Source organism: Candidatus Hydrogenedentota bacterium (assembly GCA_019695095.1).
GTDB lineage: Bacteria > Hydrogenedentota > Hydrogenedentia > Hydrogenedentales > SLHB01 > JAIBAQ01.
In genome coordinates, this window is the sequence record JAIBAQ010000014.1 from 23,562 (window position 1) to 49,632 (window position 26,071).

Genomic DNA, 26,071 nt, shown 5'->3' on the forward strand with positions numbered 1-26,071 from the left:
TCGAGCAAAAAATTGTTGGACAGGATTAACACGATGAACAAGATGGGGAAGAAATAGCGTTCAAATATGTGTCGATTCAATTCTCGGGGTGAAGGCGTTTCAATACTACGCACATTCTGTTTTGAATCGTATTCATCGTGTTAATCTTGTCAATCCTGTCTGGCAATTGAAATTCGGACGCAGTCCACGCGGCTGGTTGGTTCGGGAATTCTTTCTCCGTCTTCGCGAAGGCACGGGTGAAGCCCCTATTTACCAGAAACCGCCCGCGCGTATACGGCGTGAACACGCGCCTTGTGTGTATCAAGCAGTTCGGCGAGATTGTCGGCGAGTCCGAGACGCCGCGCCAGATCGGCCTGGGCGCCGGGGTCTTCGGGAAGCGTGCTAACGGAGCGGCCAAGGTTAATGCGCAGGCGATTCTCGATCCTTCGGAAGAGGAGATAAGCTTCCCGCAGCATTTCCGCGTCGCCGGCGCTCAACGCGCCGATGGCTTGCAGTCCTTCGATAGCCCCAAGCACGTCGCCGCGCTTCAGTTCGGGATGTTTCGCCGCATTCCGGATTTGCAGCAGACGCACGGCGAACTCCAGTTCCGCAATTCCGCCTTCGCCTTTCTTCACGTTCAACGACGTGTTGCTGGCGACGAGCTTTGCGCGGATCTCCTCGATGTGTTCCAGCGTCTCGGGAGTCAGCTCTAGTCCGAACGCCACGTCGCGCACACGCTGCGCCACTGCCTCGCCAAATTCGGCGTCTCCCGCGACGGCGCGCACTTTCGTTAGCGCAAGCAATTCCCATGGCTGCGCTTCGGTGCGGTAATACTCTTCGAGGCGCGTGTCGCTCACGACGAGCACGCCCTTCTTGCCGTCGGGCCGAAGCCGCGCGTCCACGTCGTACAACATGCCGTACCGCGTCGGCTCTTTCAGAATACGAATGATGGTCGAAGCGACTGCGCTGAAATACTCGATCAACGACATGCCCGAATCGGTCTTCGCGTTGCCGTCGTACACAAACACCAAATCGAGGTCGCTGCCGTATCCGATTTCGCACCCGCCCATCTTTCCCAAACCGAACACCGCAAATCCGCCGGTCACGCCGCCGTATCGTTCTTCGGTCTTCGTGCGCGCAACCCGCACGGCATATTCCAGAATGACATCGGCAAGCAAGGTCAGCTCTTGCCCCAACGCGACCACGTCCGCGTGAAGAATGATGTCGCGCGTACCGATACGCAGCGTCTCTCCCGCGAGCAATCGATAGGGTGCGGCATCTGCGTCAATGGCCTTCTGAAACGCTGCGAGTTGAGCTTCCAAACCCTCGCGCGTAGAAGGCCGATTCAACGCGCCGGGCCGTCCGAACACATCGAATAGTCCGGGGTCTCTCGTGATCATCTCCGCAAGAAACTGACTGTTCTCAACGAGCGTCACGAGATAGGTCGTGACTTCCGGACTGTACTTGAGAATGTCGTAGATTGAACCGGGCGCGCCAAGGTTGGCAAGGATTTGGCCCAATCGCATGAGCGTTGCGTCGGGGTCGATGGCCTGTGAGAGCGCCTTGAGCAAGCCGGGAGCAACCGCCGCGAACTGTTGCCGTACGTGCAAGGAGTTGGGGCGTTGCTTGCTGCCCGAAGATAGCGCAATAAGTTCTTCGCGCGCGCGACTCGTGTCCTTGAATCCGAGCCTCGCCAAGCCCGCCATACCTGCCTCGCCGTCGGAATGCGGGTTCAGAAGATCCGTCACCCACCGGTTCCCGGATCCTTCCGTCGCGAGGAACTGATCGAGAATCGCGCGCGTTTCCGACGCGCGGTCCAAGTAGTCCGCTTTGAAAGACACTCCCGACGCGTACCCCAGTTTACGCGCAAACGCGTCGAGTTCATTGGCGTCGTTGGGCAGAGCGTGAACCTGCTGACTGCCCTCGATCTGCAGCCGGTGCTCGACTTGCCGCATGAACGTGTAGTTGCTAATCAGGGCCGTCGCGTCGAACGGTTTCAGAAGCGCGTATTGCTCCAGTGCGCGAATCGCCGTCAAGGTATTTCGCGTCCGCAATTCGGGGAAGCGGCCGCCGTTCAACAGTTGCAGTATCTGCACCGTGAATTCGACATCGCGAATACCGCCGCGTCCGAGTTTCACTTCCGTATCGGTTTGTCCGCGGCTGCGAACTTGTTGTTCCATCTGCTGTTTGATCGAGCGGATGTCTTCGAGTGTCTCGTCGTCGAAATAGCGAGGAAACACAAAGGGACGCGTCCGTTCGATGAAGGCGTCGCCCAACTTAAGGTCGCCCGCAACCGGGCGCGTCTTGATCAACGCCTGGCGTTCCCACGCGTGCCCTTCGGTTTCGTAGTAGTGAATCGCGCTATCGATGTCCGATGCCAGCGGTCCCATCCGCCCATGCGGACGCAGCCGCATGTCGATGCGGAAAATGCTGCCTTCGGCGGTCACTTCCGAAACCGATTTGATCACGCGTTCGCCGAACTTGTGAAAGAACTCCGCATTCGAGATGGAACCGGATTCGCCGCCGCTCGTTTCTCCGTCCGCCGCGTAGAGAAACACGAGATCGATGTCCGAACTGAAATTCAGTTCGCGCCCGCCGAGCTTTCCCATGCCCAGAATCACGAATGTCGACTCGGCATCCGTGTCGTGAATTCGCGGCCTGCCATAGCGTGGCGTCAAATCGGCGTAGGCCCCTGCCATCGCCACTTCGAGCGCGGCGTCCGCAAGGTTAGACAAGTCTTCCGTCAAGGCCGCCAGCGGCACGTGCGCGAAGATATCTCGGGACGCAATCCGCAGAATCTCCCGGCGTTTGAACCGGCGCATGCTCTGGGCGCGCGCCTCAAACGTGTCGAATGCCATTACTTGCCGCCGCATGTCTTCGACGGTCATTTCGCGCGGCGGCGTTTCGTGCAGGTTACCTTCTTCCCACACCCAGAGCAGATACTCGGGATTTCTGCACACGATATCCGTCAGAAAATGGCTCTGGCCCAACACGGTGATAAGCAGTCTGCAAAAATGCAATGCTGCGCCCATCAGATCGAGTATTGCCCCTGGCGTGATCGACGCTTCCAGGAATCGCTCCAACCGAGTGAGTGCCAGCGAAGGTTCCGGGTTTTCCGCGAGTGCGTGCGCCAGATGTTCCGCAAGTCCGGGCCGCTCTTCGGATAGAAGCGATTCCAGCGTTTGCGCCGACTGTTCCGGCTGCGTAAACGTGATTGACGCAAATTCGGGCCTCATGACTCGCCTCTCGCCGCTGTCCACAACCGTCCCACGGCCTCGCCCGCCGAGGCCAGAAGCGACTCTACGTTCTCCATGGCGTATTCCGAGGACATGGGTCCGGTGCACAACGAAAACGCCGCCGTTACGCCTTCTCGATAGACCGCCTCGAAGCCGGGCCCCAAAGCCCCCGCAATCGCAACGCAAGGCACGCCCAATCGCTTGGCGATTCGCGCCACACCTACCGGGGTCTTACCTTTCACGGACTGACCATCGAGCCTTCCTTCGCCGGTTATCACGAGGTCGGCCCCTTCTATCCGGCTGGCCAGGCCGAACGCATCCGCAATGATCTCCACGCCCGGCTTGAGGTGCGCGCCGGTAAACACCACCAGGCCCGCGCCAAGCCCTCCCGCCGCGCCTGCTCCCGGCAAGTTTTCCACGTGAACGTTCATTTGCTTAGCTGCCACTTCCGCGAAGTGCCGCAGCGCGTCGTCCAGTTCACGGACCATCTCCGGCGTAGCGCCCTTCTGAGGGCCGTACACCGCCGAAGCGCCGTCCTGTCCGCACAACGGATTCGCGACGTCGCACGCCACGAGAATCTCGCACGCTGCGAGACCCCGGTGCTTTCGGGTAGCGTCAATGCGCGCCAACCGCGCCAGGGCCGCGCCGCCTACCGGTAGTTCCTGTCCGTCTTCATCGAGCAGCGAGTAGCCCAGCGCTTGCGCCGCGCCGGCACCCCCGTCGTTGGTCGCACTTCCTCCGATACCGATGATGATTCGGGATACGCCACGGTCAAGGGCATCGCACAGCAGTTCGCCTGTTCCTCGCGTCGTCGTAACGAGCGGGTTACGTCGCGCGGCGGGTACCAATGCCAAACCCGACGCTGCCGCCATCTCGATGACGGCCGTTGAGCCATCTCCCAATAACCCGTATGTGGCCAGGACCGGGTCTCCCAACGGCCCGGTTACTTCTAAGTCGATGATCGTGCCGCCGGTCGCGGTAACCAGCGAATCGACGGTGCCTTCGCCTCCGTCCGCCATGGGAACGATGTCTACGATCGCATGAGGCTGCGCTTTCGCCAGCCCCTCGGCAATGGATCTCGCGACCACCGATGCCGGCGCGCACTCTTTAAACGAATCTGGCGCTACTACAAAGCGCATAATTCTCCACTTCGTTGGGTTGATGCCTCGGAGTTTTCAACAATACTAGGATGTGCTCGACAAAGTAAATTTCTGAAAGGAAGCGCCTGGGTCGTCTGTGACTTTGAGCTGTCGCGTTGAGTCCGCTCCCCGCTCATTCGCGGACACCCAGCCTCGTTTCCTCCCCGGCAGGATGTCCGTTTTTGTTTGTATCCCTCGCGTCTCCTTTCCCCGTATTTGCCTTGATAAAATCGGCGTACTCTGTGTATGCTCAGCCCATGATCAGCGAATTTCCCCTTCGAAACCGCGTCAAAGAGCTTCGCGAGCGCATAGGCTTGCGTCAAGCTGACTTGGCGGACGCTGTGGGGATTACCCGGCAGACGATCATCGCTATCGAGAAGGGCCGGCTCAATCCTTCCATTCTGATATCGCTCAAGGTGGCGCGCATGCTGCGCGAACCAGTCGACTATGTCTTCTATCTTGCACCGGGCACCGAGGCCTTGTCGTTGGCCAACGTTGCACTTGAAGGAGCGACCGATAAGCCCGGAGTGCGTAAGGGCAAAAAAGGGCGGCCCAAGGGTTCGCGCAAGCCGAAGGAATCCGCGCCCGTGGATGAATCGGATACCTCGATTGACGAATCACCTGAAGAAGACGTAATCGCGGATACCGAAGACGTTGAATCCCTGGAAGTCATACCGGATGCCGAGGTGCTGGCTCCCGTACCCTCCGAAGAAGCGCCGGTGCCCGATTATGAGGAATTTGACGAGACGCCTGCCGAAGTGGATGAAGTCCGCTACGAACTCGACCGGGATTCGGATGCGGCCATGGAAGAACCCCAAGAAGGGGAAGACGAACCGGTGGAGTTCGAAGAGCCCGCAGACATTCCGAGTGAATCCGCCGTGGCCGGGGAATCGCCAGAAGAGCAGCGATTTGACGCGTCGGCTCCTTCTCCCGAGGAGCACGAATCCGATGCTCCCGTGCGCGAGACCAAGTCCGGCCAGGCCATTTGGGACTTCTTCTGAGCCTCGCCCAATCAGGAAGCTGTCAGCACTTCCCTAAGTTTGTTGGCAAGCGCGTGAATTGAGTACGGCTTCCCAATAAACTGCACCCCTTGCGACAGAACGCCGTGGTGGACGATGGCGTCTTCCGTGTAACCGGACGCGAATAGGACCTTGATTTCGGGTCTGAACTTGAGTAGTTCTTCCGCGAGGGTCGGCCCGTTCATGCCTGGCATTACGACATCTGTCATCAGCAGATGAATCTTCCCCGGGAAATTCCGCGCGGCGAGCAAGGCGTCTCCCGCGTTGGCATGCGGCAGCACGTTGTATCCGAGCTTGGTCAGAAAGCGATTTGCCAGGTCGCGCACGACTTGTTCGTCTTCAACCAACAGGATTGTTTCCTGCCCTAAGGCAAGGGATCGTGCGGCCAAGTTCTTCAAGGGTTTTGCCTCACCCCCCACACGGGGCAAGTAAATCTTGAACGTTGTCCCCCGCCCTACCTCGCTGTACACCTCTATCGAACCACCGTTCTGTTTCACGACCCCGTAAATCGTCGCGAGTCCAAGTCCTGTCCCCTTGCCGCGCGGTTTGGTCGTAAAGAACGGTTCGAACAAGTGCGACTTCACCTCAGGCGACATACCGCAACCGGTATCCGAGACGCTTAACACGATGTATTCGCCCGGCACCGCGTCTACGTGATTTCGACAGTAGTCTTCGTCGAGTGTGGCCAAGTCGGTTTCGAGACTCAGTCGTCCACCGAGTGGCATCGCGTCTCGCGCGTTTACAGCCAAGTTGATAATGACTTGCTCCAATTGTCCAGGGTCGGCGTTGACTTGCGCCTCCGAAGTACGCGGGACCATGTATAGCTGCACGTCCTCGCCGATGAGACGCCCGAGCATTTTGTGCATCCGCTCAATCAGGGCGTTCAAATCGAGAACGCGCGGCTCGATGATCTGCTTTCTGGAAAAGGCCAACAATTGACGAGTCAAGGCCGCGGCGCTCTCTGCCGCGTGCCCAATCTCTTGGAGTAACACACGCAGCGGATCCCGGTCCCCCAATTCCATCATGGCCAACTCTACGTTCCCCGATATGCTGGTAAGCAGATTGTTGAAATCGTGGGCGACTCCTCCCGCGAGCCTGCCTATGGACTCCATCTTCTGCGCGTGACGCAGTTGACCCTCCAGCGCAAGCTTTTCCTCCTCCGCGCGCTTGCGGCTCGACACATCGCGCAAAAAACCTTGAACAACCCTCTTTCCGCCTTTCAGCGCAACTACATTGGGGCTAATTTCCACCGGAACTATCTTTCCCGAAGCTGTCACGATTTCGGCTTGCAGAAATCCCGTGTCCCGCCCTTCCTGAACGGAGTAGAAACGCCGGAGATGGTCTGCTTGCTGGCCCGATGGATGAAGTGCGGCGATGGTTTTGCCAATGAGCTCTTCCTTGCAGCGCTCCAGAAGGCGCTCGGCCTGTGGATTCATGTCCAGGATAACGGCCGTTTCCGCATCCGACACGAAGACAGCGTCTGGTGCCCCCATGAACAGGGCTCGCATTCGTTCGTTGGCTTCCGTGAGTGCATCTTCAGCGCGCCGCCAATCTGTGACGTCCTGCCCGATAGTCCAACGTTTCCAACCGGGTATCGGTACACGAACGGATATATCCGACCAGGAAATCACTCGACCTTCCCCAGATTTCGTGGTCAAAACCATTTCTTCGTTATGCAGCTCGCAGTCTGGGTCCGAGATCAACTCCACTATAATGGCCCGATAGGTGGCGTCTGGATAGAGCAGTTCCAGCGCCTTCGGATTCGCGACCATCTCTTCCTTCGTGTAGCCGGTGACTCGCTCGCACGTCTCGTTCCAATGAAACACCACTCCCGATTCGTCGAATGCAATGAAGAGGAATGGAAACTCACGAATCATCTGACGAAATGCTTGCTCGTTTCGCCACAATGCTGCGGTCTCGTGGCGGAGCGTCGCCAGTTCCTTTTCCATGGCCGCGCATCGCGTTTGCAGCGATACGAATTCGGTATTGTCACCTTCGGCTTGAGGCAGGTTTTCCTGAGGCATAAGGTCCCAAGTTACGCATACCCGCACCGGCAAATGCCCGAATCTATGATTCGTACGAGGTCATTTCGCTGACAGCAACGGCCGGTCCATCGATGGCGTGGTGTACAGAGGGCTGGCGCCACGTATTCCAAATCTCCAGACAGGAAGCCACAGCGCCTTATGATTACAGCCTACATTTGTTGTAGAAGAATAGGCTGCGTCCCGTCAAATTCTCTGAGAGCCGACCGAGAGCCGTCACCCATGTCTCGTCAGACTGAACGTAGCGGTCAGTCGTAGCCGCACCCTCTCAGATGCGCTCCCAGGACGATTCCAGGACGCCGAACGCTTCGTTCAATTCCTCGGCACTCATTACCAGCGGAGGGCTGACCCGAAGCACTTTCCCCGCGAGAGGTCCGAGGAAATGCACGCCTTGCGGGCCGTTACCGCGATACGCCTCCAGCACGCAGGCGTTCGCAGTTGCGTCGTCCTTCATTTCCACGCCATAGACTAGCCCTTCGCCGCGAACGTCCACTATGAAGGGAAACCTCTTCTTCAGCGCATCCAGGTGGCCGCGAATCTGGGGCGTCAGGTTACGGCACTTGTCGACCACGCCTTCCGTTTCAAACACGTCGAGGACGGCACACACGGCGGCACAGGCTCGTGGATTGCCACTGTATGTATCGGATGCCTCGCCGTAGGCCAACGCATCGATCAGGTCGGCCCGACCGGCGACCGCAGCCGCGGGTTCCCCATTACCCAGCCCTTTGCCCATGACAACCAGGTCGGGCTCCACGCCATAGGTCTGGTACGCAAACATGTTGCCTGTCCGCCCATGACAGGACTGAACCTCGTCGAAGATGAACGCGATATCATGCTTATCGCACCACGCTTGAAGCATCTTGTGGTACCACGCCGGAGGATGAAAACTTCCCTTGGCCCCGAGATAGGGCTCCGTGATGAGCAGCGCGATCTGGTTCGGATATTGCTCCGCCAAGGCGTCCAATTCCGCCTGGTAGAACGACTGCGGGTGTTGCTCTTTCATCGGAAACGAAATGAACCGCACGTTTGGATTTGGGCTGGTGTCGCCCGTGACATCCGCCGCCAGCCCCTTCTTGCCGTGGAATCCGCCCCGCGTTGCCACAATAATGGGACGGTCGGGATGCTTGTGCAGCGCGGCCCACATAGCCTTCTGGATACCCTCCGAGCCGCTGGCCGCCCACAACAGCTTCTGCGCTTTGGGCATTGCCATGGTCGTAAGCAGGCGTTCCGCCGCAGTCGCCTCGACTTCCACAATCATGTTGTAGGCATTACGCGGAAGACCCGTCGCGTACTGCCGGTAGAATGCCTCGAAACGAGGATGGGAATGACCCAGATTCGCCACCAACACGCCCGATGTGAAGTCGAATAACTCACGATCGTCTGCAGTGCGCAGGATACAGCCCGAAGCCGCTTTCACCACTATTTGTGTCGGCGTAAATGTACGTTGTCCAAGCCCTACGCATGCATGCAACCGCGTGCGTATTTCATTCCCCTTCGGTTCCCCCTCGTGCAAAATCAGATTCACTCTGCCTCCTCGCTATCAGATGTAATACATCGCGCCTTTGCCAGCGCGCGTCAATATGTCGTTGACGGTAAATTCCGATAACACGCGCTCAATCTCCGCCCCCACGGCGCGCCATGCGGGTCGCAGATCCGCGCCTCCCGAATCATCCACCGGCAGCGGATCGAGAATCGGGCCGTCGATGGCGTGGACGATGTCGAGCAGCGTAATGACCTCCGCCGTTCGGGCAAGCATGTAGCCGCCCTGAGCGCCGCGTACGCTCTTCACAATTCCGGCTCTCTTTAATTGGAGAAGTATGTGCACCAGATACTTCTCGGGTATGTCGCGCAACGTTGCAATATGGACCGCCGTCATCGGCGTCTCGCTGTTTTCGTTGCGCGCCAATTCAAGAACGGCACGGCATGCGTATTCACATCTCGATGAAATGTTCATGTCGGTCCCCCATTGGACGTATCTTACAAGATCCTACTGCGCAACATCGAATCCTTGCCTTCATTTCGTGGACCCCGAAATCCCTGCGTCAGGCACCTTACCAAGTGGGTCATTCCCAACCTCAAACACGTTTACGTCGTATCCACCGCCAATCGTGCTCCGCCGTGCGTGCCGTTTGCGTGTTTCCCAGCCGGCCCCTCGCCGGGCCGCAGAGACTCTCCACAATTGTGGCGGCAGGAAGAAGTTACCTGCCCTCTAACGGAGGGCTAACACTTGACGGCATTACCGCTCAAAGAACGAATTCTGAGTGGGAAAGTCCGGTGTTTCTCGAAAACCGATAACCGCTAAATTTGGTATTGACAGACAGACAACACCACATTATATTGTGCCTTACCGCAATAATCCCCCTCAGGCAACTCTAGGTTGCCGGTACGGGGAAGGGGGTGAATCCCCCAGCGGATTCTTGGCTGTCTTGGGATTTCGTAGGTCACGCTGAATACTGCAATTATAAAACGGCGCTGGGGCCGCAACTCCAGGCGTAGGGGATCCTTTGTCCCTCCAGGGATACCGGATTTTAGGCCTGAGAACTGCGGCCTTGCGCGCCGCAAGATGTTGTATTAAAGCGACTTACGCGAACGATCAAAAACTTGCGGGCGGGAAAGCGCGGGTAATTTAGACCGAAGTCAGGCGCCGTCGCGTCTGCTTGGCTTTCCGGACTGGGGAGGGTGTATCGGTGCTGGAACCACAAGTGGAACAAACCATTCTGAAGCGCGACGGCCGTACGGTGTCGTTTGATGGGTCGCTCATCTTCAAGGCCATTGAGAAGGCCTTCAAAGCCGAACACGCGGTTCCCAGGGATGAGCCGCTGGAGCCCGCGATCCTCGAGAAGGCGCGCACCGTCGCAGACGAGGTTATCGCTGAAGCCCTTCAAAACGCCCGGGCAGGCCAGCGACTCGAGGTGGAACGCATCCAGGATGCCGTGGAGAGGCGCTTGATGCAGAACGGCGAATACGCCGTTGCGCGCCGCTATATTGTCTATCGCGAAGACCGCAAGAAGGCGCGCGCACTGCGCGGGGAAACCGATCTCCAGGGCGATCCGCTGGCGCAGATGTACGTGAGCCTGCCGGACGGCTCCCGCGAGATCCTCACCGGTCAGCGTATCCGCAAGACTCTTTCAGAAGCATGCCAAGGAGTGGAGAATATTGCCTCCGTCGACGAGATGCACGACGAGGTAATGCAGACGGTTTATGACGGCATTACTCCGCAGGAAATAGCCAAGGCGGGTATCTTCGCGGCCAAGGGGCGTATCGAGCGCGACCCCGCGTACAGCTTCGTCACCGCGCGGCTGCTGCTCAAGTTCATCTACAACGAAGTGTTGCCGCAAGGCATTGAAGTCGGTTCGCTCGAAGCGCAGCATCGCAATCACTTCCGGCATTACATCGCCGAGGGCGTTCGACTGGAGCGGTTAAGCCCGTCCCTGCTCGAATTCGATTTGGACCGTCTTGCCGCCGCCCTGGACCTTCAGCGCGACCGGCAATTCGCATATATGGGACTGCAAACCCTCTATGATCGGTATCTGATCCACAACAACGGCCGCCGCATCGAGTCGCCTCAGTACTTCTGGATGCGCGTCGCTATGGGCCTCGCCATCAATGAGGGCGCCCAACGCGACGAGCGCGCCATTGAGTTCTACGAAGTCCTGTCGCAGTTCCTGTTCACGTCTTCGACGCCAACGCTCTTCAACGCGGGCACGCTGCATCCGCAGCTCAGTTCGTGTTACCTCTCCACCATCGAGGATGATCTCGAGCACATCTTCAAGGTGATCTCCGACGACGCGCGCCTCTCAAAATGGGCCGGCGGATTGGGCAATGACTGGACGAATGTCCGCGCAACGGGCGGCTACATCAAGGGTACGAATGGTCAAAGCCAGGGCGTTATCCCCTTCTTGAAAGTCGCCAACGACACTGCGGTTGCCGTCAATCAAGGCGGAAAGCGGAAAGGCGCCATGTGCGCGTACCTGGAAACGTGGCACCTCGACATCGAGGACTTCCTCGACCTGCGCAAGAACACCGGCGACGAGCGCCGCCGCACGCACGACATGCACACCGCGAACTGGATCCCCGATCTGTTCATGAAGCGCGTGGCCGCGGAGGAGCATTGGACGCTCTTCAATCCGTCGGAAGTGAAAGACCTGCATCACCTCTACGGAAAGGCGTTCGAGGAACGCTACGTGGAGTACGAGAAGAAGGCCGAGCGTGGCGAGCTGCGGCAGTTCAAGCGCGTCGATGCCGTACTCCTCTGGCGCAAGATGCTTTCCATGCTGTTCGAGACCGGCCACCCGTGGATCACGTTCAAGGACCCGTCAAACATCCGTTCGCCCCAAGATCACATGGGCGTCGTGCATTGCTCGAACCTCTGCACCGAAATCCTGCTGAATACCTCTCCGGAGGAAACCGCGGTCTGCAATCTCGGCTCCATCAATCTCGCCGCGCATATCACCGAGACCGGACTTGACGAGGCCCTCCTTGCGGGTACCGTGCGCACGGCGGTCCGCATGCTCGACAACGTGATCGACATCAATTTCTATCCGACCCCGGAAGCCCGCAATGCCAATCTCAAGCACCGGCCCATCGGATTGGGCATTATGGGTTTCCAGGACGCGCTTTATGCGCAGGGGTTCAGCTATGCCAGCGAGGAGGCGGTCGAATTCGCGGACAGCAGCATGGAGATGATCTCGTATTACGCCATCTATGCGTCGACCGAGCTGGCGGCCGAGCGTGGCGCATACCCCAGCTATCAAGGCTCGAAATGGAGCCGCGGTCTGCTGCCTATCGACACGATCGATCTCCTCGTCGAGCAGCGAGGCGGCCACGTGGATGTCGATCGGTCTACTCGCCTGGATTGGTCCGTCGTGCGTGAGGCCGTGAAAGAGTTCGGAATGCGCAATAGCAACACCATGGCCATTGCGCCGACGGCCACCATCTCGAATATCACGGGCGTCACGCAGTCCATCGAGCCGGCCTACAAGCACTTGTTTGCGAAATCGAATCTCAGCGGCGAATTCACTACTGTCAACACGCATCTCGTCAATGATCTCAAAGCACTCGGTCTTTGGGACGCCGAAATGGTCGAAGACCTCAAGTACTACGACGGATCGCTGACTGAAATTGAGCGAATTCCCGCCAACCTGAAGCAGAAGTACCTCACCGCATTCGAAATCGAACCGAAGTGGCTCATTGAATGCGCCAGCCGCCGCCAGAAGTGGATTGACATGGGGCAATCGCTGAACCTGTACCTCGCGGCTCCGAGCGGGAAGTTGCTGAGCGAGATGTACCAACTCGCGTGGCGTAAGGGACTCAAGACAACCTATTACTTACGCAGCCTCGCCGCGACACAAGTGGAGAAGTCGACGGTCGACATCAACAAACGCGGCATTCAACCTCGCTGGATGAAGAGCAAGTCAGCCTCCAGCAACATCCAGGTCCAACGGGAAGAATCCGCCGAAGAGACTCAGCCCAAGGCGTGCAGTCTCGCCGATCCGGATTGCGAAGCATGCCAGTGAAGAATTTTGGATTTTCGATTTTGGATTTTGGATTGAAGAGAGTTGCCGCCGAGTGTTGGCGAGCAATGTGTTCCGGTTTCTTCCCTAGAGCATTTACTTTGAAGACGTCTATTGCTTCATGCGCCTCGGGGACGAGCCACGCAGTTTCCAATCTCAAATTTCAAATCTCAAATTTGAGATTCGGAGATCGGGACCTTGAGACTCGGGGTTTGCCGCTCGCATTCCATGCATCAAGGTACACATCGGCGCTCTTGAAAACTCACCGAATCCCCACTCTTTCAAAATCGTGTTCATCGTGTGAATCCTGTCGATATTTGTTCTCTCTCAGTATGTGCTTAGTTGTTATATGCCTGTTCGCTTTGTCCCGCGGAGCTTTTTGAGGAAGGAGACGTACTCATGTCAGCGTGTTGCACAGCCACCGGAATCCCCCCGAAACCCTTCGATCTCAGCAAGAGGATTAACGTCGAAGACAAGCGCTTGCTGAACTGCAAGCAGGTCGACGTCAATCAGCTCATGCCGCTGAAGTACAAGTGGGCGTGGGAGCACTATCTCAACGGGTGCAACAACAACTGGCTGCCCAGCGAAGTGTCCATGCAGCAGGACATCGAGTTGTGGAAGTCCAACAACCTGACGGACGCCGAACGCCTCGTGATCATGCGCAACCTTGGCTTCTTCAGCACGGGCGAAAGCCTGGTGGGCAACAACATCGTGCTTGCCATCTTCAAGCACATCACCAACCCCGAAGCGCGGCAGTATCTGCTTCGCCAGGCTTTCGAAGAGGCTGTGCACACCCACACCTTCCATTACATTGTGGAGTCTCTGGGCCTCGACGAGCGCGAAGTCTTCAATATGTATCACGAAGTCTCGTCCATAGAAGGCAAAGATCAGTTTGTCATGCGTCTTACCGAGGACGTGCTCCGCGACGATTTTAATACGGAGACTATCGAGGGCATTCAGAAGTTCCTGAAGAACCTCGTGGGGTTCTACGTGATCATGGAAGGCATCTTCTTCTATAGCGGATTCGTCATGATCCTGTCGTTTCACCGGCAGAATCGCATGACGGGCATCGGCCAGCAGTTTCAGTACATCTTGCGCGACGAGACCATCCACCTGAATTTTGGCATCGATCTCATCAATACGATCAAGGAAGAGAATCCCGGTGTGTGGACACCTCAGTTGCAGCAGGAGATCCGAGCGATGATCCACGACGCGGTGGAATACGAGATCCGGTACGCGCAAGACTGCCTGCCGCGAGGTATCCTTGGACTCAACGCGGGACTCTTCCGCGAGTATGTGCAGTATGTTGCCGACCGTCGAATGGAACGCATCGGTCTCAAGTCGTTCTTCGGATCTCGGAATCCGTTTCCGTGGATGAGCGAGACGATCGATTTGTCGAAAGAAAAGAATTTCTTCGAGACCCGTGTAACGGAATACCAGACCGCAGGTAGTCTGGAATGGTAAGACCATTAAACGCGTAGGAGCGTTGGTTACCGACGGGGTCTTCGTCTTGGGCGAAGGCCCCGCTTCTTTTATGCGGCTCCCGCTGCCATCGCCAACCCCAGGCCGACGAGGAATAGCAGCCCGAAGGCGACAATGCACGTGGCTATATAGAACGAAAAGAGGATGAAGAACTCGAGAAATACGAGTTCATAAGTCCTCCGCAACATGATGATGCTGCCAATATACCCCAAGCAGGGAACGAACGTGTTCATTAACGTCCCGATAAACGACATGATCCCTATGTTGATTAAGTCGCTCTGTAGATCGTCGTTGGGAAGCTTGTTTCCGGTGCGCAATGTCAGATACAAGGAAATAGTGTATTGGGTGGTTGTCAGGACAATGCTGATCACTAACCAGCCTACCCACGAAAGCTGCCACCCGAAGAGGACAATATTGAGGTCTTCGGTGATTCGAAACACAGGCTCCGGTTGACTCGCGGCGGTCTGAGTCGCTTCAGTGGCCCCGGTTGAGTTGCCCCCGCCTCCCGTCACCATGGCCAGCACCGTAATCAATACCAGGGCCGCGACTACGGACAAGACGATAATGACCGGAGTCGAAAGCCAATCCGGGCGCGCAAACTTCTCGGGCGGCGGCGGAAGCGGCGGCGGTGGAGGCGGTCCCAAAATGTCGTCCAAGCTGATATTCGGCAACAAGGGTTCGTCGGCGGTGTCATCCAGCCGCGGCGTAGCCAGGTCTTTCTCGATGGCTCTGCGAAGTTTTTCCGCGCGCGGGTCATTAAAGTGCTTCAATAAGACCCCGCAAATGTGCAGCGCCTCTTGCGTGCGTCCCAGCCGGCGCATGCACCGAGCTCGCGGAAAAAGGATATTTGCGGTGTTGGGAAAGGCAGCGTTCAGTTCGTCCAGCAGAGCCAGAGCCTCTTCATACCGCCCCTTGCGGTAATAGGCGTCGGCCATGCTGAACCGTTCCTTGGCGTCGTTCGAGCGCATGGTTTTCCCCATTGTCTGCCCATCGTAGCCCCACAGCAGTCTGCGACACCGACGCTCCGAAATCAAGGTCTATCGCATCGGTCAATTCCAGCCCATTTGCCATTTTTCGCTCTTCAAGGATAAAATCAAGCACTTACTGCCCCGTTCTGGCGAATGGGACAGCCACACTGGTGACGCTGCAAAACTTCCACGCCAAGGGGCGTGCGATAGCAACAAAGGGAGGAACGAGAATGGTTAGAAGTGTGAAGGAGAGTAGCACGACGCGGTTTGGTCTTAAGTTAAGCTCCTTATTGGCGATGGGTGCAATTGCGATGTTCGTAGGCGCATCCGCCCATGCCGGCATTCTCGACAAGGTCAAAGGCAAAAAGAAAGAAGACACGAAAACCGAGGAATCGGCCGAAGCAAAGCCAGCGGCTCCCGCGTACACAGGCCCCAAGCAGGTCGTCTGTGTCGATGCCTTCGAAGGCGCGGGCAAGCTGGGTTGGGATGAAGGTCCCGTGCTTGCGGCCATGCTTACCGACGCATTGATGCAGTCGGGCCGCTTTATCGTGGTGGAACGGCCGAAGCTCGATAACGCCATCAAGGAGCAAGACCTTGGGGCGTCGGGCCGTATCAACTCGCAGACAGCCCTGAAGATCGGGGAAATCGTCGGCGCGAGCGTCCTGGTTCAAGGTACGGTTACGCAGTTCGAGCCCGGTGAAGAGGGTAAGAGCGGTCGCGTGGGCGTGCCCATTGGCGGCGTGAGCGTTGGTCTCGGCGGCAGCAAGGTTACGTCGAAGGTTGCTATCAAGCTGCGCCTGGTCGATCTGACAACGACGGTTGTGCTCGACACGTTTGACGCGGAAGCTGAAGGCACCTACAAGAGCATCGGCGCGGATGTTTACGCGGGTGGGTTCAGCGCGGGCGGCGATAAGTTTAAGAAGACGCCCCTTGGCGAAACCAGCGAGAAAGCTGTCAATCAGGCCGTCGAGCGCATCTCCGCGAAAATGGCTGATGTTCCCTTCTCGGCGCGCGTAGCCGAGGTCGATGGAAAGTCCATCTACATCAATGCAGGCAGCAACCGTGGCGTGCAGGTGGGCACGGTCATGGGCATCTACAAGCAGGGCAAGGTCATCAAGGATCCCGACACGGGCCTTCCGCTCAGCGTGACGTTGGACAAGACCGGTACGATCAAGGTGGACGACGTACAGGAGAAGCTCTCCGTATGCTCGTTGGTGGACGGCAAAGCGCCCGCCAAAGGCGATACGGTTAAGATGGAACAATAGCGTTTGTATTAAACGCCGGCCGGAGCACGAACGCTTCGGCCGGCGTTTTCGTTTTCGGGTTTGGAATTAGTGTAACGACTTCACTGGTTGCAGCCGCCGGGTATGGACAGGGGTTACAATCCGCTCTCCGCGATTCGCCTCCGGGACTGCACGGGGCCGTGCCATTTGCCTTCGCCGAACACCTTTTGCGCCTCCTCGGCAAAGACCTCTTTTCTGACTCGAATGAGACTTTCGGCATAGTCCCACTCGCTGGTTAGAGGTCGCCAGCCGTATCCGTCTGCGGCACTGTTCCAGAACCAGAGCACGCTGTCGAAGGGGTCGAGCAATGAAAGCGAAGTAGTGTGGACACCGCCCTCTATGAGGGCATATGCGCCGTCTACCAGTCCCCACGTTCCAAACAAGACCTCGTCCACCGTGGTCCCGTACTTCAATTCAAGGTCTCCGCTGCCCAGCGCGGACTCGATGATTCTACGAAGGAGGCCCAGTTCCTCTTGTTCGGCGTGTACCAACGACTGCAAACGCAGAGGCGGTGTCTTCTCGCGAAGTGGGCCCATCGCGGAGTGAATGATGCGCGAATCTCCGGGATTGAGCTGAGTGAATAAGCAGACCGCTTCGCCCAGAGCGAGCATACGTTCGCGCGCGGTACCTGAAAACTGTGCCCCACGCCGCATTAGTTCCGTGCGTTTGCGCAGTGAGACTTCGGCGAGGGCAATGACAATCTCTTCTTTGCACGAGAAATAGTGATAGATCGTGCCTTTCGAGACGCCGCACTGCGTCCCGATCCGCTCCATGGTCAGGCCGTAGTAGCCGTCCGCCAGAAACAGTTCCCGCGCCACCCCCAGAATGGCTGCGTCCCTTTCATTCATCTTGCGTATTCTTGGCGATACGAAGGCCACGTTCGAGAGCTCCCCGACGAACTTGGACTGGTTTCCCCCGCCCTACTTGCGTACAGACTACCGTGGAGAGGGCAAACGGTCAAGTGCCATCCCCGTTGCGACGTGCGTTGAAGATCGATATGGGGGACCGAGCAGACTTCGTGGGGCAGTCTGCATCGGTCCCCCATATCGTACTGCTGTATGAGAAGGTGGAAAGCGAATCAGTCCCTCTTTCCACTCGGTCGCTGATTAGCCGGCAGAACCCGCAATGGCGCCTGCGGCGACAGCGAATGATTTGGTAATGGGCGCTTTGTCGTTCGGGTACTTCAGGAACGACACGTGACCGTCCATGTACAGCACATTCGAACCGCCGGGCACGTGGTTGAAGCTCTGGACCTCTGTCGAGGTCGCGTCCCACATCACGAAGATCTCGCTCTGGGCCGCGGCCGATGCGGCAGGGTTATTGATGTCGCTGATCAGGAAGCGTTCGATGCCTTCGCGCATCCGGTAGATTGTGTCGCTACCGCCGTTGCCGTTGCCAGCCATGCCGGACGTGTCGTTCTCGAGCAGTTGAAGGGGGCCCCGCATATTCGTGTCCACAGAAAGCATGGGGTAGTTGGTCATATCGGCGGTATAGAGGTTGATGAACTGGTTGCCAATCTGTGTAGGAATGGTCGCACCAGCCGGTGTTGTCACACCCATCGCCGCCAGCACGCTCGCGTCCATCAGGTTTTCGGGCTTCTCGTCGCAGCGGTCATAGACAAACCCGAAGTAGTAATACGACCAGGAAGCCGCCCACCAGTTGTTGTATGTCTGGTCGCCTTCAACGCCTCGGAAAGCAAGAATCGGCAAGCCACCTTCCGATTCGGGGTAGTACATGTCTTCGGGGCTGTGCTTTGCGCTCGACGGGCATACATAGATATTGGGATCCGTCACATACTCCGGATACACCGCAACGCACAGCGGCGTCATGATGGGACCGTTACAGGGGTCGCACACCGTCTGATGTTGCATCGGGGGGTACTTCTCGCCCTTCGATTCGCCGGAATACATCTTGTAGACAAGGCCGAACTGTTTGAGGTTGTTTGCGCAGCTTGCACGGCGGGCCGCTTCTCGAGCACGAGCCAGCGCAGGCAGCAGTATCGCCGCCAAAATGCCGATGATGGCAATGACGACGAGGAGTTCGATTAAGGTGAATCCTCTTCTTCTCATAACTACTTCCCTTCTTGTAACGTTACGACGGCTTCGAATCCGCATGCGGCCTTCGGGCCGCCTGCATCCACACTTCCGAGACGTTGCCCAATCCCGGAGCCTCCCCGTAAATTGCCCGCGCCTCTTCCGCGAAAACCTCTGCGCGCGCCCGCAACAGGCTCGCACCGTAATCCCACTCCGCGAAGAACGGCTTCCATCCGTACCCGTCAGCCGCGAAGTTCCAGAATCTCCATACCCGCTCAAAGGGGTCGCTAAGCTGCAACGACGATCCGTGCGCTCCGCTCTCGATCAGCAGGTGTGCCCCATCGACAAGACCCCACGTACCCAAAAGAATTTCGTCCACCGTGGTCCCATTCGTGAGCGTCAGGTCCCCTTGCAGGAGCGCCTCGTCAATCACGCCTCTGAGGATGCCGAGCTGCTCTTGCTCCGCCTGAACCAGCGCTTGGAGACGCAGCGGCGGGGTCTTCTCTCGGAGGGTTCCCATGGCAGCGTGGATGATGCGCGAATCCCCCATGTTCAGCAGCACGAAAAGGACGACCGCCTCCCCAACCGCCAGAATTCGCTCACGGGTCTTCCCCTTGAGGAGCGTTCCCCGGTGCATCAGTTCTGTGCGCTTCCGAAACGCCCTTTCAGCCAAAGCAATGATGATCTCCTCCTTGCAGGAGAAGTAGTGGTACATCGTGCCCTTCGAAAGGCCGCAACGCGCCGCAATCCGATTCATGGTCAGGCCGTAGTAGCCATCTTCCAGAAAGATCTCGCGTGCCGTGTCCAGAATGGTGTCATCGCGCTCTTTGAGCTTGCGTAGTCGTGGCGATGAGAACGCCATTCGAAGGAACCCCCAAGTGATGCAAGACCGGCGGCATTCACCGACCTAAAGTTGTCTTGACGTCAAGTCAACCTAGAGTTAGTTTAGCCCGGTTTCCCCTCCCTGTCAAGGCTCCCCTCCGAGAATCCCTACCCGACGCTACACCAGCCCTGATGGTACCCACCTGGAACGGCTTGGGCTTAATCGATATAAGTGCTGTGATTTCAGCGCCTTATATATGCTGTAATCTTAAGGAGTCTGTGCACGGTTTACGGATTTTGATGCCGTATACCTCAAAGGTTGTTGTATCTGAAGCTGGCGCCCAAGGGAGCCGTGCCTCCTATTGGGTTTGTCCATCGGAGTTCATCGGTGTTCATCCGTGGTTGAGTCGCTTTGGTTGCGGTTCTGTTGCGTTGCGAGATAGTTGTATTTCGTGTCTGCCGGCGAGGTTGTTCGTCCACGATCCGCCACTCGGTGCATCTATAAATAGGAGCAGGCGTAACGCGGATATGTATAGCCTGGAAATCCGATTCACGATATTCGGCGCACACAATGGGAACGTGCTTTGAGAATGTGATTGCCGCGTATGTCAGAGACAAAGTGGTCAATGACTAGCCCGCAAGTTGCACCTGCGAAGTGAGGCAATTGAGGTCTCGGCGGCTATCCACGCTAGCCGTCGCGAAACGGAACGGGCGGGTCAGTCGAAATTGACTGATCCGCCCTGTTCTTTCTCTGCTTCGTGCGCTAGCTTAGCTTACGACCCGAACTCCGCGCCGATTACGGCGCAGCAGGCTTCGTATCGGGCTTTGCCGCCTTGGCCGCGTTGAGCGCCTGAAGCGCTTCAAACACCTTGGCGCGCACATTGGGATCTTCCTTGGCCTTTTCGAGAATGTCGCGGGCGCGCTCGTCGCCAAGACGCGCGAGAACATACGCGCCTTCGAGTTGTAGATAACCCGGTGGCATTTTGGTGGTCACTAGGTCGTAGATGACGTTTCCTGCCTCCGGTTGCTGCATCTTCTCAAGCGCTTTGAAACCTAGCGCGGCCAAGTCGGAACGGCGTTCGCCCATCACGACGACAAAGTCCGCGATACCCGTCATGGCGGTTGGCCCGCCGAGCTTCACCAAGGCATTGAAATAGGTTTCAATCACTTCGAGACTGATGTCGCCATCCTTGGCGTTTTCGATCATGTCGGCGGCAATCGGCCCAGCGGCGCGCTGATCGCCGGTATCTCCAAGCGCGGAGATCACTTCTTGGGAGTTTGGAAACCGTGCAAGTACTGGCAGAAGCGCATCGCACGCCTCAGGACCCCCAAGCGTACCCAAGGCCGCTATGGTCGATAGCTGCCATCGTGCGTTTTCATCCGTTTGCGTTGCGTCTTTTGCCAGCGTTTCTTTCAGGGCCGCTGCCAACGGCGCAATCGCACTTCGGTCCTTCAATGCGGCAATACTATTGAGTGCATCCGATCGGACGTTGAAGTCCGTGTCATTGAGCGCTACACGCACAAGGTCTGGCGTAGCCTGCTTGTCTCCAAGCTCGCCCAATGATACCGCCGCCTGGCTTCGTACGACGTGGGAGGAATCGTTGAGTGCCGCGATCAGTGTGGGTACTGCACGTGGGTCGCCAATGGCTCTGAGGGCCATGACGGCACTGCACCGGTAATTCTCGTTCGGGTGCTTTGCCATTTCAAGGAGGGGTTCCACCGCGCGGGGTTCTTTCCGCTCGCCCAGAGCTTCGGCAGCGATGAATACCACATCCGGATCGGCACTATGCAGAGCCTCCAGCAAGGCTGGGATGGCCCTTTCATCGCTGAGCTGCCCCAGCGCCCCTATGACTTGAGCCTTTTCTGCCGCTCCGCCCGCGACACGCGCCACCGGTCGTCTTAGAGGGGGCGTGTTTCTGACTGCCGGTGCGCCTCGAAGCACGGTTTCCGAATCGCGCGACAGCGCCTGTGCGAGAGGCTCGTAGGCAACGGTACCAAGCTTGGCCGCCTCGGTTGCGTTGCCCTGCGCGATCAGGAAGTACGCTTTGTCCTCGGGGGTCGGGGGCTGCCAAGACAGCTTGCTCAGCAAGTCGCCAGCCATGGCCGCGACATTCTTGTTGGTGTCGCGTAGCGCCGCTGCCAAGGCCGCGAGCGCTTCTTCGGTGCTTTGTTTCGAGTACCGCATGCGGTAATCCGCAAGTCCGCCCAACGCATTCACGGCCGCCGCGCGCACGTTTCGATCCGCGTCCGTTGCGAGACCCTTCAACAGCATTACTGTTTCGTCCGCACGGCACAGATTCTCCGCGGATTGAGTTTCCTCAGGCTCTTGGCCGTTCCGGTCTGGCCCCAGTACTTGGGCCACTCCGGCGCGCATCGCTTTGTCGGGGCTTTGTAGTGCCTCTTTGAACGCGGCGAGCACTTGATTCGCGTCTTTCTTGCCGAATGCGGCTCGCAAGGAGACGGTTAGCTCATCCTCTTGGTCTTTGGTAGGCGTCACGCGCGGCAATAGCGAGACCAAAAGTTGAATAGTTTCCGGGTTGTCGATGCGTTGCAGTGCCGCAACGGTGCCGCTGTAGACACTTTCATCTTCGTCGATGGCCGCGATGCGAAGAATGGGCATCACCTTCTCCTGCGGAAACTTCGTCAGGGCCTCGGCGGCGGCCTCCCTCACGGGCTCACTGTTCTTTAAGGCCGCAACGAGGTGATTGATCGCGTCAGGGTCACCGATTTGACCCAGTGCGGTCGCGGCAGCCGCCTTTACACGTTCGTCCTCGTCGGATAGGGCGTTGATCACATAGGGAACATATATTCGGGCATTCTTGGCTTCTACGATTTGTTTGACTGCGAGCTTCCGCAACCACCAGTCTTTGTCCTTCAGTTGACCAAAGAGCTTCAAGAAGGTGGCTTCCTCCGATTCAAGTCCAGACGGAACAGATGCCGGTGGCAGATTGGATGGAACAGCAGGGCTGTCCGCCGACGCAGGAATTTGGGCTTCAACATTGGGGCCGGATGGTTGCCCGTTTGCCGCTGGTACTGGCAACTGCGCCGGTGCGGCAACTTGGGCACTTTCAGTCGCCGCCTCCGGATTGGCCGCAGGTTCGACGCTAAGTAATGGCTGCCGTAATTGCGCCAGCTCGGGCACATTGGGTTCCTGGGCTGGCTCCGCCGTTTGGGATTGCACGGACTGCGCGTTGTTTGCGGGCGCGTTCACCTGCGCGACGGCAATCGCCGCGACAACAAGCATCAACGCCGAGATAGTCCATCCACCGTGCACCAAGCGTACACGGGATTCGTTTGCCCCGAGCAAGCGCTGCACGCGACGGCGCAACTGCGATGGGTTGTCCGTTGCGGAAAGCGCTGCAAGGCTTGCCGGGGCCATCTTCCCTTTGCACGCCAGCGTCGCGGCGGCAATCAGCGATTCCGCATAGGCCCGAGCTTCCCCACCCTGCTTCACGACAAGGTCGTCGCAACACAACTCGCGCTCGAACCGGATTCGCCGCGACACGTACCACACCGCGGGGTGAAAGAAGAGGAAGGCCTCGATGAGCCGCTGTGCGATGTTCACAAGGTGATCGAAGCGGCGGATGTGGGCCAGTTCGTGCAACAACAGAAACTCGATCTGTTGTGGCGTCAATCCTGATGCAAACGAAACCGGCAACAGGATCATCGGACGCACAATACCGACGACCGTCGGCACGGCCACATGCTGGCAGTACGCGAGTGCAGGGGCAACGCGCATTCCAAACGCCTGCGCACTGTGCGCCAGCGTAGTCAGCAGGATGGACTCTTCCACGGGGCGCGACCTGCGGCGTAGCCGCTTACCACCCATCACGCCCATACCCAGTCGCAGCAGCATCGCCGCGACGCCCGCTGCATAGGCGAGGAACACCACCTGTTCGGTCGTGGCCCAGGGCCGTTCTGGACCCCGCGCTTGCGCAAGCGCGGTAGCACTGGGCATTTCGGAGACGTCTACCGGCGTGATGGGGCTTGCCGGTGCGGGTGCTGCTTCCGCAGTCTCAACGTCGTTTGGTTCTGCGGATTCGGCTGGCGCGGTCGGAGTGTCGGTAGATGTGTGGGGCAATACCCACGCCACCGTTTCGGGGACGTGACTTACCGCGACATAGGTAAGCACTGGGCATGCTGCCATGAGCAGAAGCGCGACCACCATCACGCCGTAGCGCAGGCGCGCGGAGCGGCGTCGCAACAGAAGCATCGCCAACGCGGCCAGAACGCCCAGCAGCGCACCCTGCCACAGAAACGACGCCATCGTTAACATCACGCGCCCACACCATTCGGACGCCAAGAACATCTCGATGTTCATCGCCGGTCCTCCACTCTCTTTTCGATGAGACGGTGAAGTTCTTTCAGTTCGTCTTCGTCAATTTCTCCAGACTCGATGAGGTGTAGTACCGCTGCCTTGGCCGACCCGTTAAACACACGATTCACCGTGTCTCCTAACATGTCGGCCATGGTGCGCTCGCGATCGACCTTGGGGCGGTATACGTAGCCTCCCCCTTTCTTGGTCCGCCGCAGATATCCCTTTTCCGTCATGATTCCCATCATCGTCATCACGGAGGTATAGGCCAGTTCGCGCGTTTCAGAGAGGGTGTCACGGACGTGACGCACGGTGGACGGCCCATCGGTCCAGAGGATTTTGAGGATTTCGAGTTCGAGCTCGGTCGGGAATCGTGATGCGGGTCGTGTCATGGCGAGTACCCTCACATTCGTCGAAGCGCGGCTACTAATTCATTAGTAGGATAACCGGTTTCCAATCCCCTGTCAATACCTACGAACGAATTAGTAGGCGACTTGGTTGACGTGCGGGAATTCGGGGATGTCGCGCGAGGGAACAGGATTGGCTCTACCGGGTGTTACGTCCACTTGAAGTTGTTGATTGTTGCCGGTTTATCCAGTACGTGATGGTCTCCGTTTTCCATTCACGTTCTGCTGTGGTAGGCTCTGGTCGTTGCAAGCGTCCGACTAGGGACCGTGTAAGGAGAGCAGCATGTCCGTACAACCAACCGCTGCATTTCAAGGCGATGCCTCGACGGCGGATCAGTCTCGATATCGTATTTCCGAGGGCGCCATGGGAACCGTGGTCATTTTTGGGGCCACGGGCGACCTGGCGAGCCGGAAACTCATTCCCGCTATCTACAACTTGTGGCGGACGGGATTCTTGCCGAAGCGGATCGCGGTTGTGGGTGTGGCGCGCCGGCCCAAGACCGATGCCGAATTCCGCCAGGAAATGTGCGAGGCCCTGAAAAAGTTCTCGCGGTCGAATCACGGACTTGGAGACTCGTGCGATCCCTTCGTTTCGAACGTGTATTACCACCAGCTCGAGTTGACTGACGCCGAGGGGTACAACGGGTTGCGCACCCGGCTCAACGCATTGGACGAGCAGATTGGCGCTCCCGGAAACCGTTTGTTTTATCTTGCGGTTGCGCCGGAGTACTTTGCGCCCATCGTGGAGAATCTGGGGACGGCGGGGTTGGTGCGCGCCGTGGGCGAAGAGCGTTACTCGCGAGTGGTCGTTGAGAAGCCGTTCGGTCACGACCTCGAATCGGCGCGCGCGTTGAATGCGCAGATCAGCGCCGTGTTGGCGGAAGATCAGGTCTACCGCATCGATCACTATCTCGGAAAAGAAACCGTTCAGAACATCTTCGCGTTTCGGTTCGGTAATGCGATCTTCGAGCCGCTCTTCAATCAAAAGTATGTTGACCACGTGCAGATTACCATGGCCGAGACGGTAGGCATGGAAGGCCGGCGTGGCGCTTTCTATGACAAGACGGGCGCGTTGCGCGACGTGGTGCAGAACCACTTGCTGCAATTGCTCTGTCTCGTCGCGATGGAGCCGCCGGCCTTGTTGGGCGCAAAGCACACACGCGACGAGAAAGTAAAGGTCCTGAGTAGTGTCAGCATTCCGGAGAAGGACCCGCTTCCAGCGTGGTGCGTGCGCGGCCAGTACGCCGAGAGTCCAGGCCAACCGGGGTATTTGTCGGAGGAAGGTGTCGCCCCGGATTCGGTTACGGAGACCTACCTGGCGTTGCGGTTGCACGTGGACAATTGGCGGTGGGCTGGGGTTCCTTTCTTGCTGCGCACCGGTAAGCGCCTGAAGTCGCGCGTGACCGAGATTGCCATCCAATTCAAACAGCCGCCGATGCATTTCTTCCGCGAAATTGGCATTCCGGTTCCGTTGGCGAACACGCTCGCGTTTCGCATTCAGCCGGACGAGGCCATTTCGTTGCGGTTCAACGCGAAGCCGCCAGGCATGGAGATGGGTATTCAACCCGTGAACATGGAGTTCGACTACGGCACGACGTTCAAAGAGGACTTGCCGGAAGCCTACGAACGCTTGTTGCTGGATGCGTTGCGCGGCGATACCACGTTGTTCATGCGCGCCGATGAAATCGACTACGCGTGGCGTATTGCGACCGATATCGCCAATACGTGGAAAAGTGAAGGTCCACCGGAGTTGTATCGACCTGGAACGTGGGGGCCTTCGGAAGCGAACCGGATTTTCGCGCACAGCGAAGGCACATGGCGCACGCCGTAGAG

16 protein-coding genes are annotated in these 26,071 nt (G+C 58.0%); 5 read left to right on the forward strand and 11 right to left on the reverse strand.

The annotated features are described in order from the left end of the window. Positions 1-245 precede the first annotated feature (245 nt). Together glnE and K1Y02_04190 are read right to left on the reverse strand one after the other, a co-directional pair. Positions 246-3,215 carry a bifunctional [glutamate--ammonia ligase]-adenylyl-L-tyrosine phosphorylase/[glutamate--ammonia-ligase] adenylyltransferase gene (glnE, locus tag K1Y02_04185; GenBank protein ID MBX7255542.1) on the reverse strand — a complete coding sequence of 990 codons (2,970 nt, stop codon included), beginning with the start codon at positions 3,213-3,215 and terminating at the stop codon, positions 246-248. Then, positions 3,212-4,354 carry a glycerate kinase gene (locus K1Y02_04190; GenBank protein MBX7255543.1) on the reverse strand — a complete coding sequence of 381 codons (1,143 nt, stop codon included), beginning with the start codon at positions 4,352-4,354 and terminating at the stop codon, positions 3,212-3,214. The genes glnE and K1Y02_04190 overlap by 4 nt, the downstream gene beginning before the upstream one ends. Before the next feature lie 257 nt (positions 4,355-4,611). On the opposite strand from K1Y02_04190, the gene K1Y02_04195 reads away from it, so the two are divergent. Further along, on the forward strand, positions 4,612-5,355 hold the full coding sequence (locus tag K1Y02_04195; protein MBX7255544.1) for a helix-turn-helix domain-containing protein: 744 nt from the start codon (positions 4,612-4,614) through the stop codon (positions 5,353-5,355). An 11-nt stretch (positions 5,356-5,366) separates the two neighbouring features. Here the strand turns inward: K1Y02_04195 and K1Y02_04200 are convergent, their stop codons facing one another. From K1Y02_04200 to K1Y02_04210, 3 genes are all read right to left on the reverse strand, one after another. After that, positions 5,367-7,397 carry a PAS domain S-box protein gene (locus K1Y02_04200; GenBank protein ID MBX7255545.1) on the reverse strand — a complete coding sequence of 677 codons (2,031 nt, stop codon included), beginning with the start codon at positions 7,395-7,397 and terminating at the stop codon, positions 5,367-5,369. A 286-nt stretch (positions 7,398-7,683) separates the two neighbouring features. Then, positions 7,684-8,835: an aspartate aminotransferase family protein gene (locus tag K1Y02_04205; GenBank protein ID MBX7255546.1), complete on the reverse strand. Its 1,152-nt coding sequence runs from the start codon at positions 8,833-8,835 to the stop codon at positions 7,684-7,686. A gap of 120 nt (positions 8,836-8,955) precedes the next feature. Further along, on the reverse strand, positions 8,956-9,369 hold the full coding sequence (locus K1Y02_04210; protein MBX7255547.1) for an Rrf2 family transcriptional regulator: 414 nt from the start codon (positions 9,367-9,369) through the stop codon (positions 8,956-8,958). Positions 9,370-10,102: 733 nt separating this feature from the next. Between K1Y02_04210 and K1Y02_04215 the strand changes: the two genes are divergently transcribed. Next, positions 10,103-12,931 (forward strand): ribonucleoside-diphosphate reductase subunit alpha, encoded by a 2,829-nt coding sequence (locus tag K1Y02_04215; protein MBX7255548.1) that lies wholly within the window; start codon positions 10,103-10,105, stop codon positions 12,929-12,931. Positions 12,932-13,327: 396 nt separating this feature from the next. Continuing rightward, positions 13,328-14,392: a ribonucleotide-diphosphate reductase subunit beta gene (locus K1Y02_04220; protein ID MBX7255549.1), complete on the forward strand. Its 1,065-nt coding sequence runs from the start codon at positions 13,328-13,330 to the stop codon at positions 14,390-14,392. Between the two features lie 68 nt (positions 14,393-14,460). Here K1Y02_04220 and K1Y02_04225 read toward each other — a convergent pair whose 3' ends face one another. Continuing rightward, complete coding sequence (locus K1Y02_04225; GenBank protein MBX7255550.1) at positions 14,461-15,378, reverse strand: tetratricopeptide repeat protein; 918 nt, start codon at positions 15,376-15,378, stop codon at positions 14,461-14,463. A 230-nt stretch (positions 15,379-15,608) separates the two neighbouring features. Between K1Y02_04225 and K1Y02_04230 the strand changes: the two genes are divergently transcribed. After that, positions 15,609-16,643 (forward strand): hypothetical protein, encoded by a 1,035-nt coding sequence (locus K1Y02_04230; protein ID MBX7255551.1) that lies wholly within the window; start codon positions 15,609-15,611, stop codon positions 16,641-16,643. Positions 16,644-16,756: 113 nt separating this feature from the next. Here the strand turns inward: K1Y02_04230 and K1Y02_04235 are convergent, their stop codons facing one another. The 5 genes from K1Y02_04235 to K1Y02_04255 all read right to left on the reverse strand — a co-directional run bounded on the left by K1Y02_04235 (position 16,757) and on the right by K1Y02_04255 (position 24,223). Continuing rightward, positions 16,757-17,509, reverse strand: coding sequence for a TetR/AcrR family transcriptional regulator (locus tag K1Y02_04235; protein ID MBX7255552.1), 753 nt, complete (start codon positions 17,507-17,509; stop codon positions 16,757-16,759). A gap of 258 nt (positions 17,510-17,767) precedes the next feature. Beyond that, positions 17,768-18,730, reverse strand: coding sequence for a DUF1559 domain-containing protein (locus K1Y02_04240; GenBank protein ID MBX7255553.1), 963 nt, complete (start codon positions 18,728-18,730; stop codon positions 17,768-17,770). 22 nt (positions 18,731-18,752) lie between these two features. Further along, complete coding sequence (locus K1Y02_04245; protein MBX7255554.1) at positions 18,753-19,556, reverse strand: TetR/AcrR family transcriptional regulator; 804 nt, start codon at positions 19,554-19,556, stop codon at positions 18,753-18,755. 756 nt (positions 19,557-20,312) lie between these two features. Next, the gene (locus K1Y02_04250) at positions 20,313-23,837 is read right to left on the reverse strand and encodes a HEAT repeat domain-containing protein (GenBank protein MBX7255555.1); all 3,525 of its coding nucleotides are present in this window, start codon (positions 23,835-23,837) and stop codon (positions 20,313-20,315) included. After that, positions 23,834-24,223 carry a BlaI/MecI/CopY family transcriptional regulator gene (locus K1Y02_04255; protein MBX7255556.1) on the reverse strand — a complete coding sequence of 130 codons (390 nt, stop codon included), beginning with the start codon at positions 24,221-24,223 and terminating at the stop codon, positions 23,834-23,836. Before K1Y02_04255 ends, K1Y02_04250 begins: the two co-directional genes overlap by 4 nt. Before the next feature lie 379 nt (positions 24,224-24,602). On the opposite strand from K1Y02_04255, the gene zwf reads away from it, so the two are divergent. Then, the gene (gene zwf, locus K1Y02_04260) at positions 24,603-26,069 is read left to right on the forward strand and encodes a glucose-6-phosphate dehydrogenase (protein ID MBX7255557.1); all 1,467 of its coding nucleotides are present in this window, start codon (positions 24,603-24,605) and stop codon (positions 26,067-26,069) included. Positions 26,070-26,071 lie beyond the last annotated feature (2 nt).

Bases quoted from the DNA above. Each gene is read 5' to 3' on its own strand.
- K1Y02_04190 (MBX7255543.1), bottom strand. From the start codon at position 4,354: ATGCGCTTTGTAGTAGCGCCAGATTCGTTTAAAGAGTGCGCGCCGGCA.
- K1Y02_04255 (MBX7255556.1), bottom strand. From the start codon at position 24,223: ATGACACGACCCGCATCACGATTCCCGACCGAGCTCGAACTCGAAATC.
- K1Y02_04235 (MBX7255552.1), bottom strand. From the start codon at position 17,509: ATGAATGAAAGGGACGCAGCCATTCTGGGGGTGGCGCGGGAACTGTTT.
- K1Y02_04230 (MBX7255551.1), top strand. From the start codon at position 15,609: ATGGTTAGAAGTGTGAAGGAGAGTAGCACGACGCGGTTTGGTCTTAAG.
- K1Y02_04195 (MBX7255544.1), top strand. From the start codon at position 4,612: ATGATCAGCGAATTTCCCCTTCGAAACCGCGTCAAAGAGCTTCGCGAG.
- glnE (MBX7255542.1), bottom strand. From the start codon at position 3,215: ATGAGGCCCGAATTTGCGTCAATCACGTTTACGCAGCCGGAACAGTCG.
- K1Y02_04240 (MBX7255553.1), bottom strand. From the start codon at position 18,730: ATGAGAAGAAGAGGATTCACCTTAATCGAACTCCTCGTCGTCATTGCC.
- K1Y02_04210 (MBX7255547.1), bottom strand. From the start codon at position 9,369: ATGAACATTTCATCGAGATGTGAATACGCATGCCGTGCCGTTCTTGAA.
- K1Y02_04220 (MBX7255549.1), top strand. From the start codon at position 13,328: ATGTCAGCGTGTTGCACAGCCACCGGAATCCCCCCGAAACCCTTCGAT.
- K1Y02_04245 (MBX7255554.1), bottom strand. From the start codon at position 19,556: ATGGCGTTCTCATCGCCACGACTACGCAAGCTCAAAGAGCGCGATGAC.
- K1Y02_04200 (MBX7255545.1), bottom strand. From the start codon at position 7,397: ATGCCTCAGGAAAACCTGCCTCAAGCCGAAGGTGACAATACCGAATTC.
- K1Y02_04225 (MBX7255550.1), bottom strand. From the start codon at position 15,378: ATGCGCTCGAACGACGCCAAGGAACGGTTCAGCATGGCCGACGCCTAT.
- zwf (MBX7255557.1), top strand. From the start codon at position 24,603: ATGGGAACCGTGGTCATTTTTGGGGCCACGGGCGACCTGGCGAGCCGG.
- K1Y02_04250 (MBX7255555.1), bottom strand. From the start codon at position 23,837: ATGAACATCGAGATGTTCTTGGCGTCCGAATGGTGTGGGCGCGTGATG.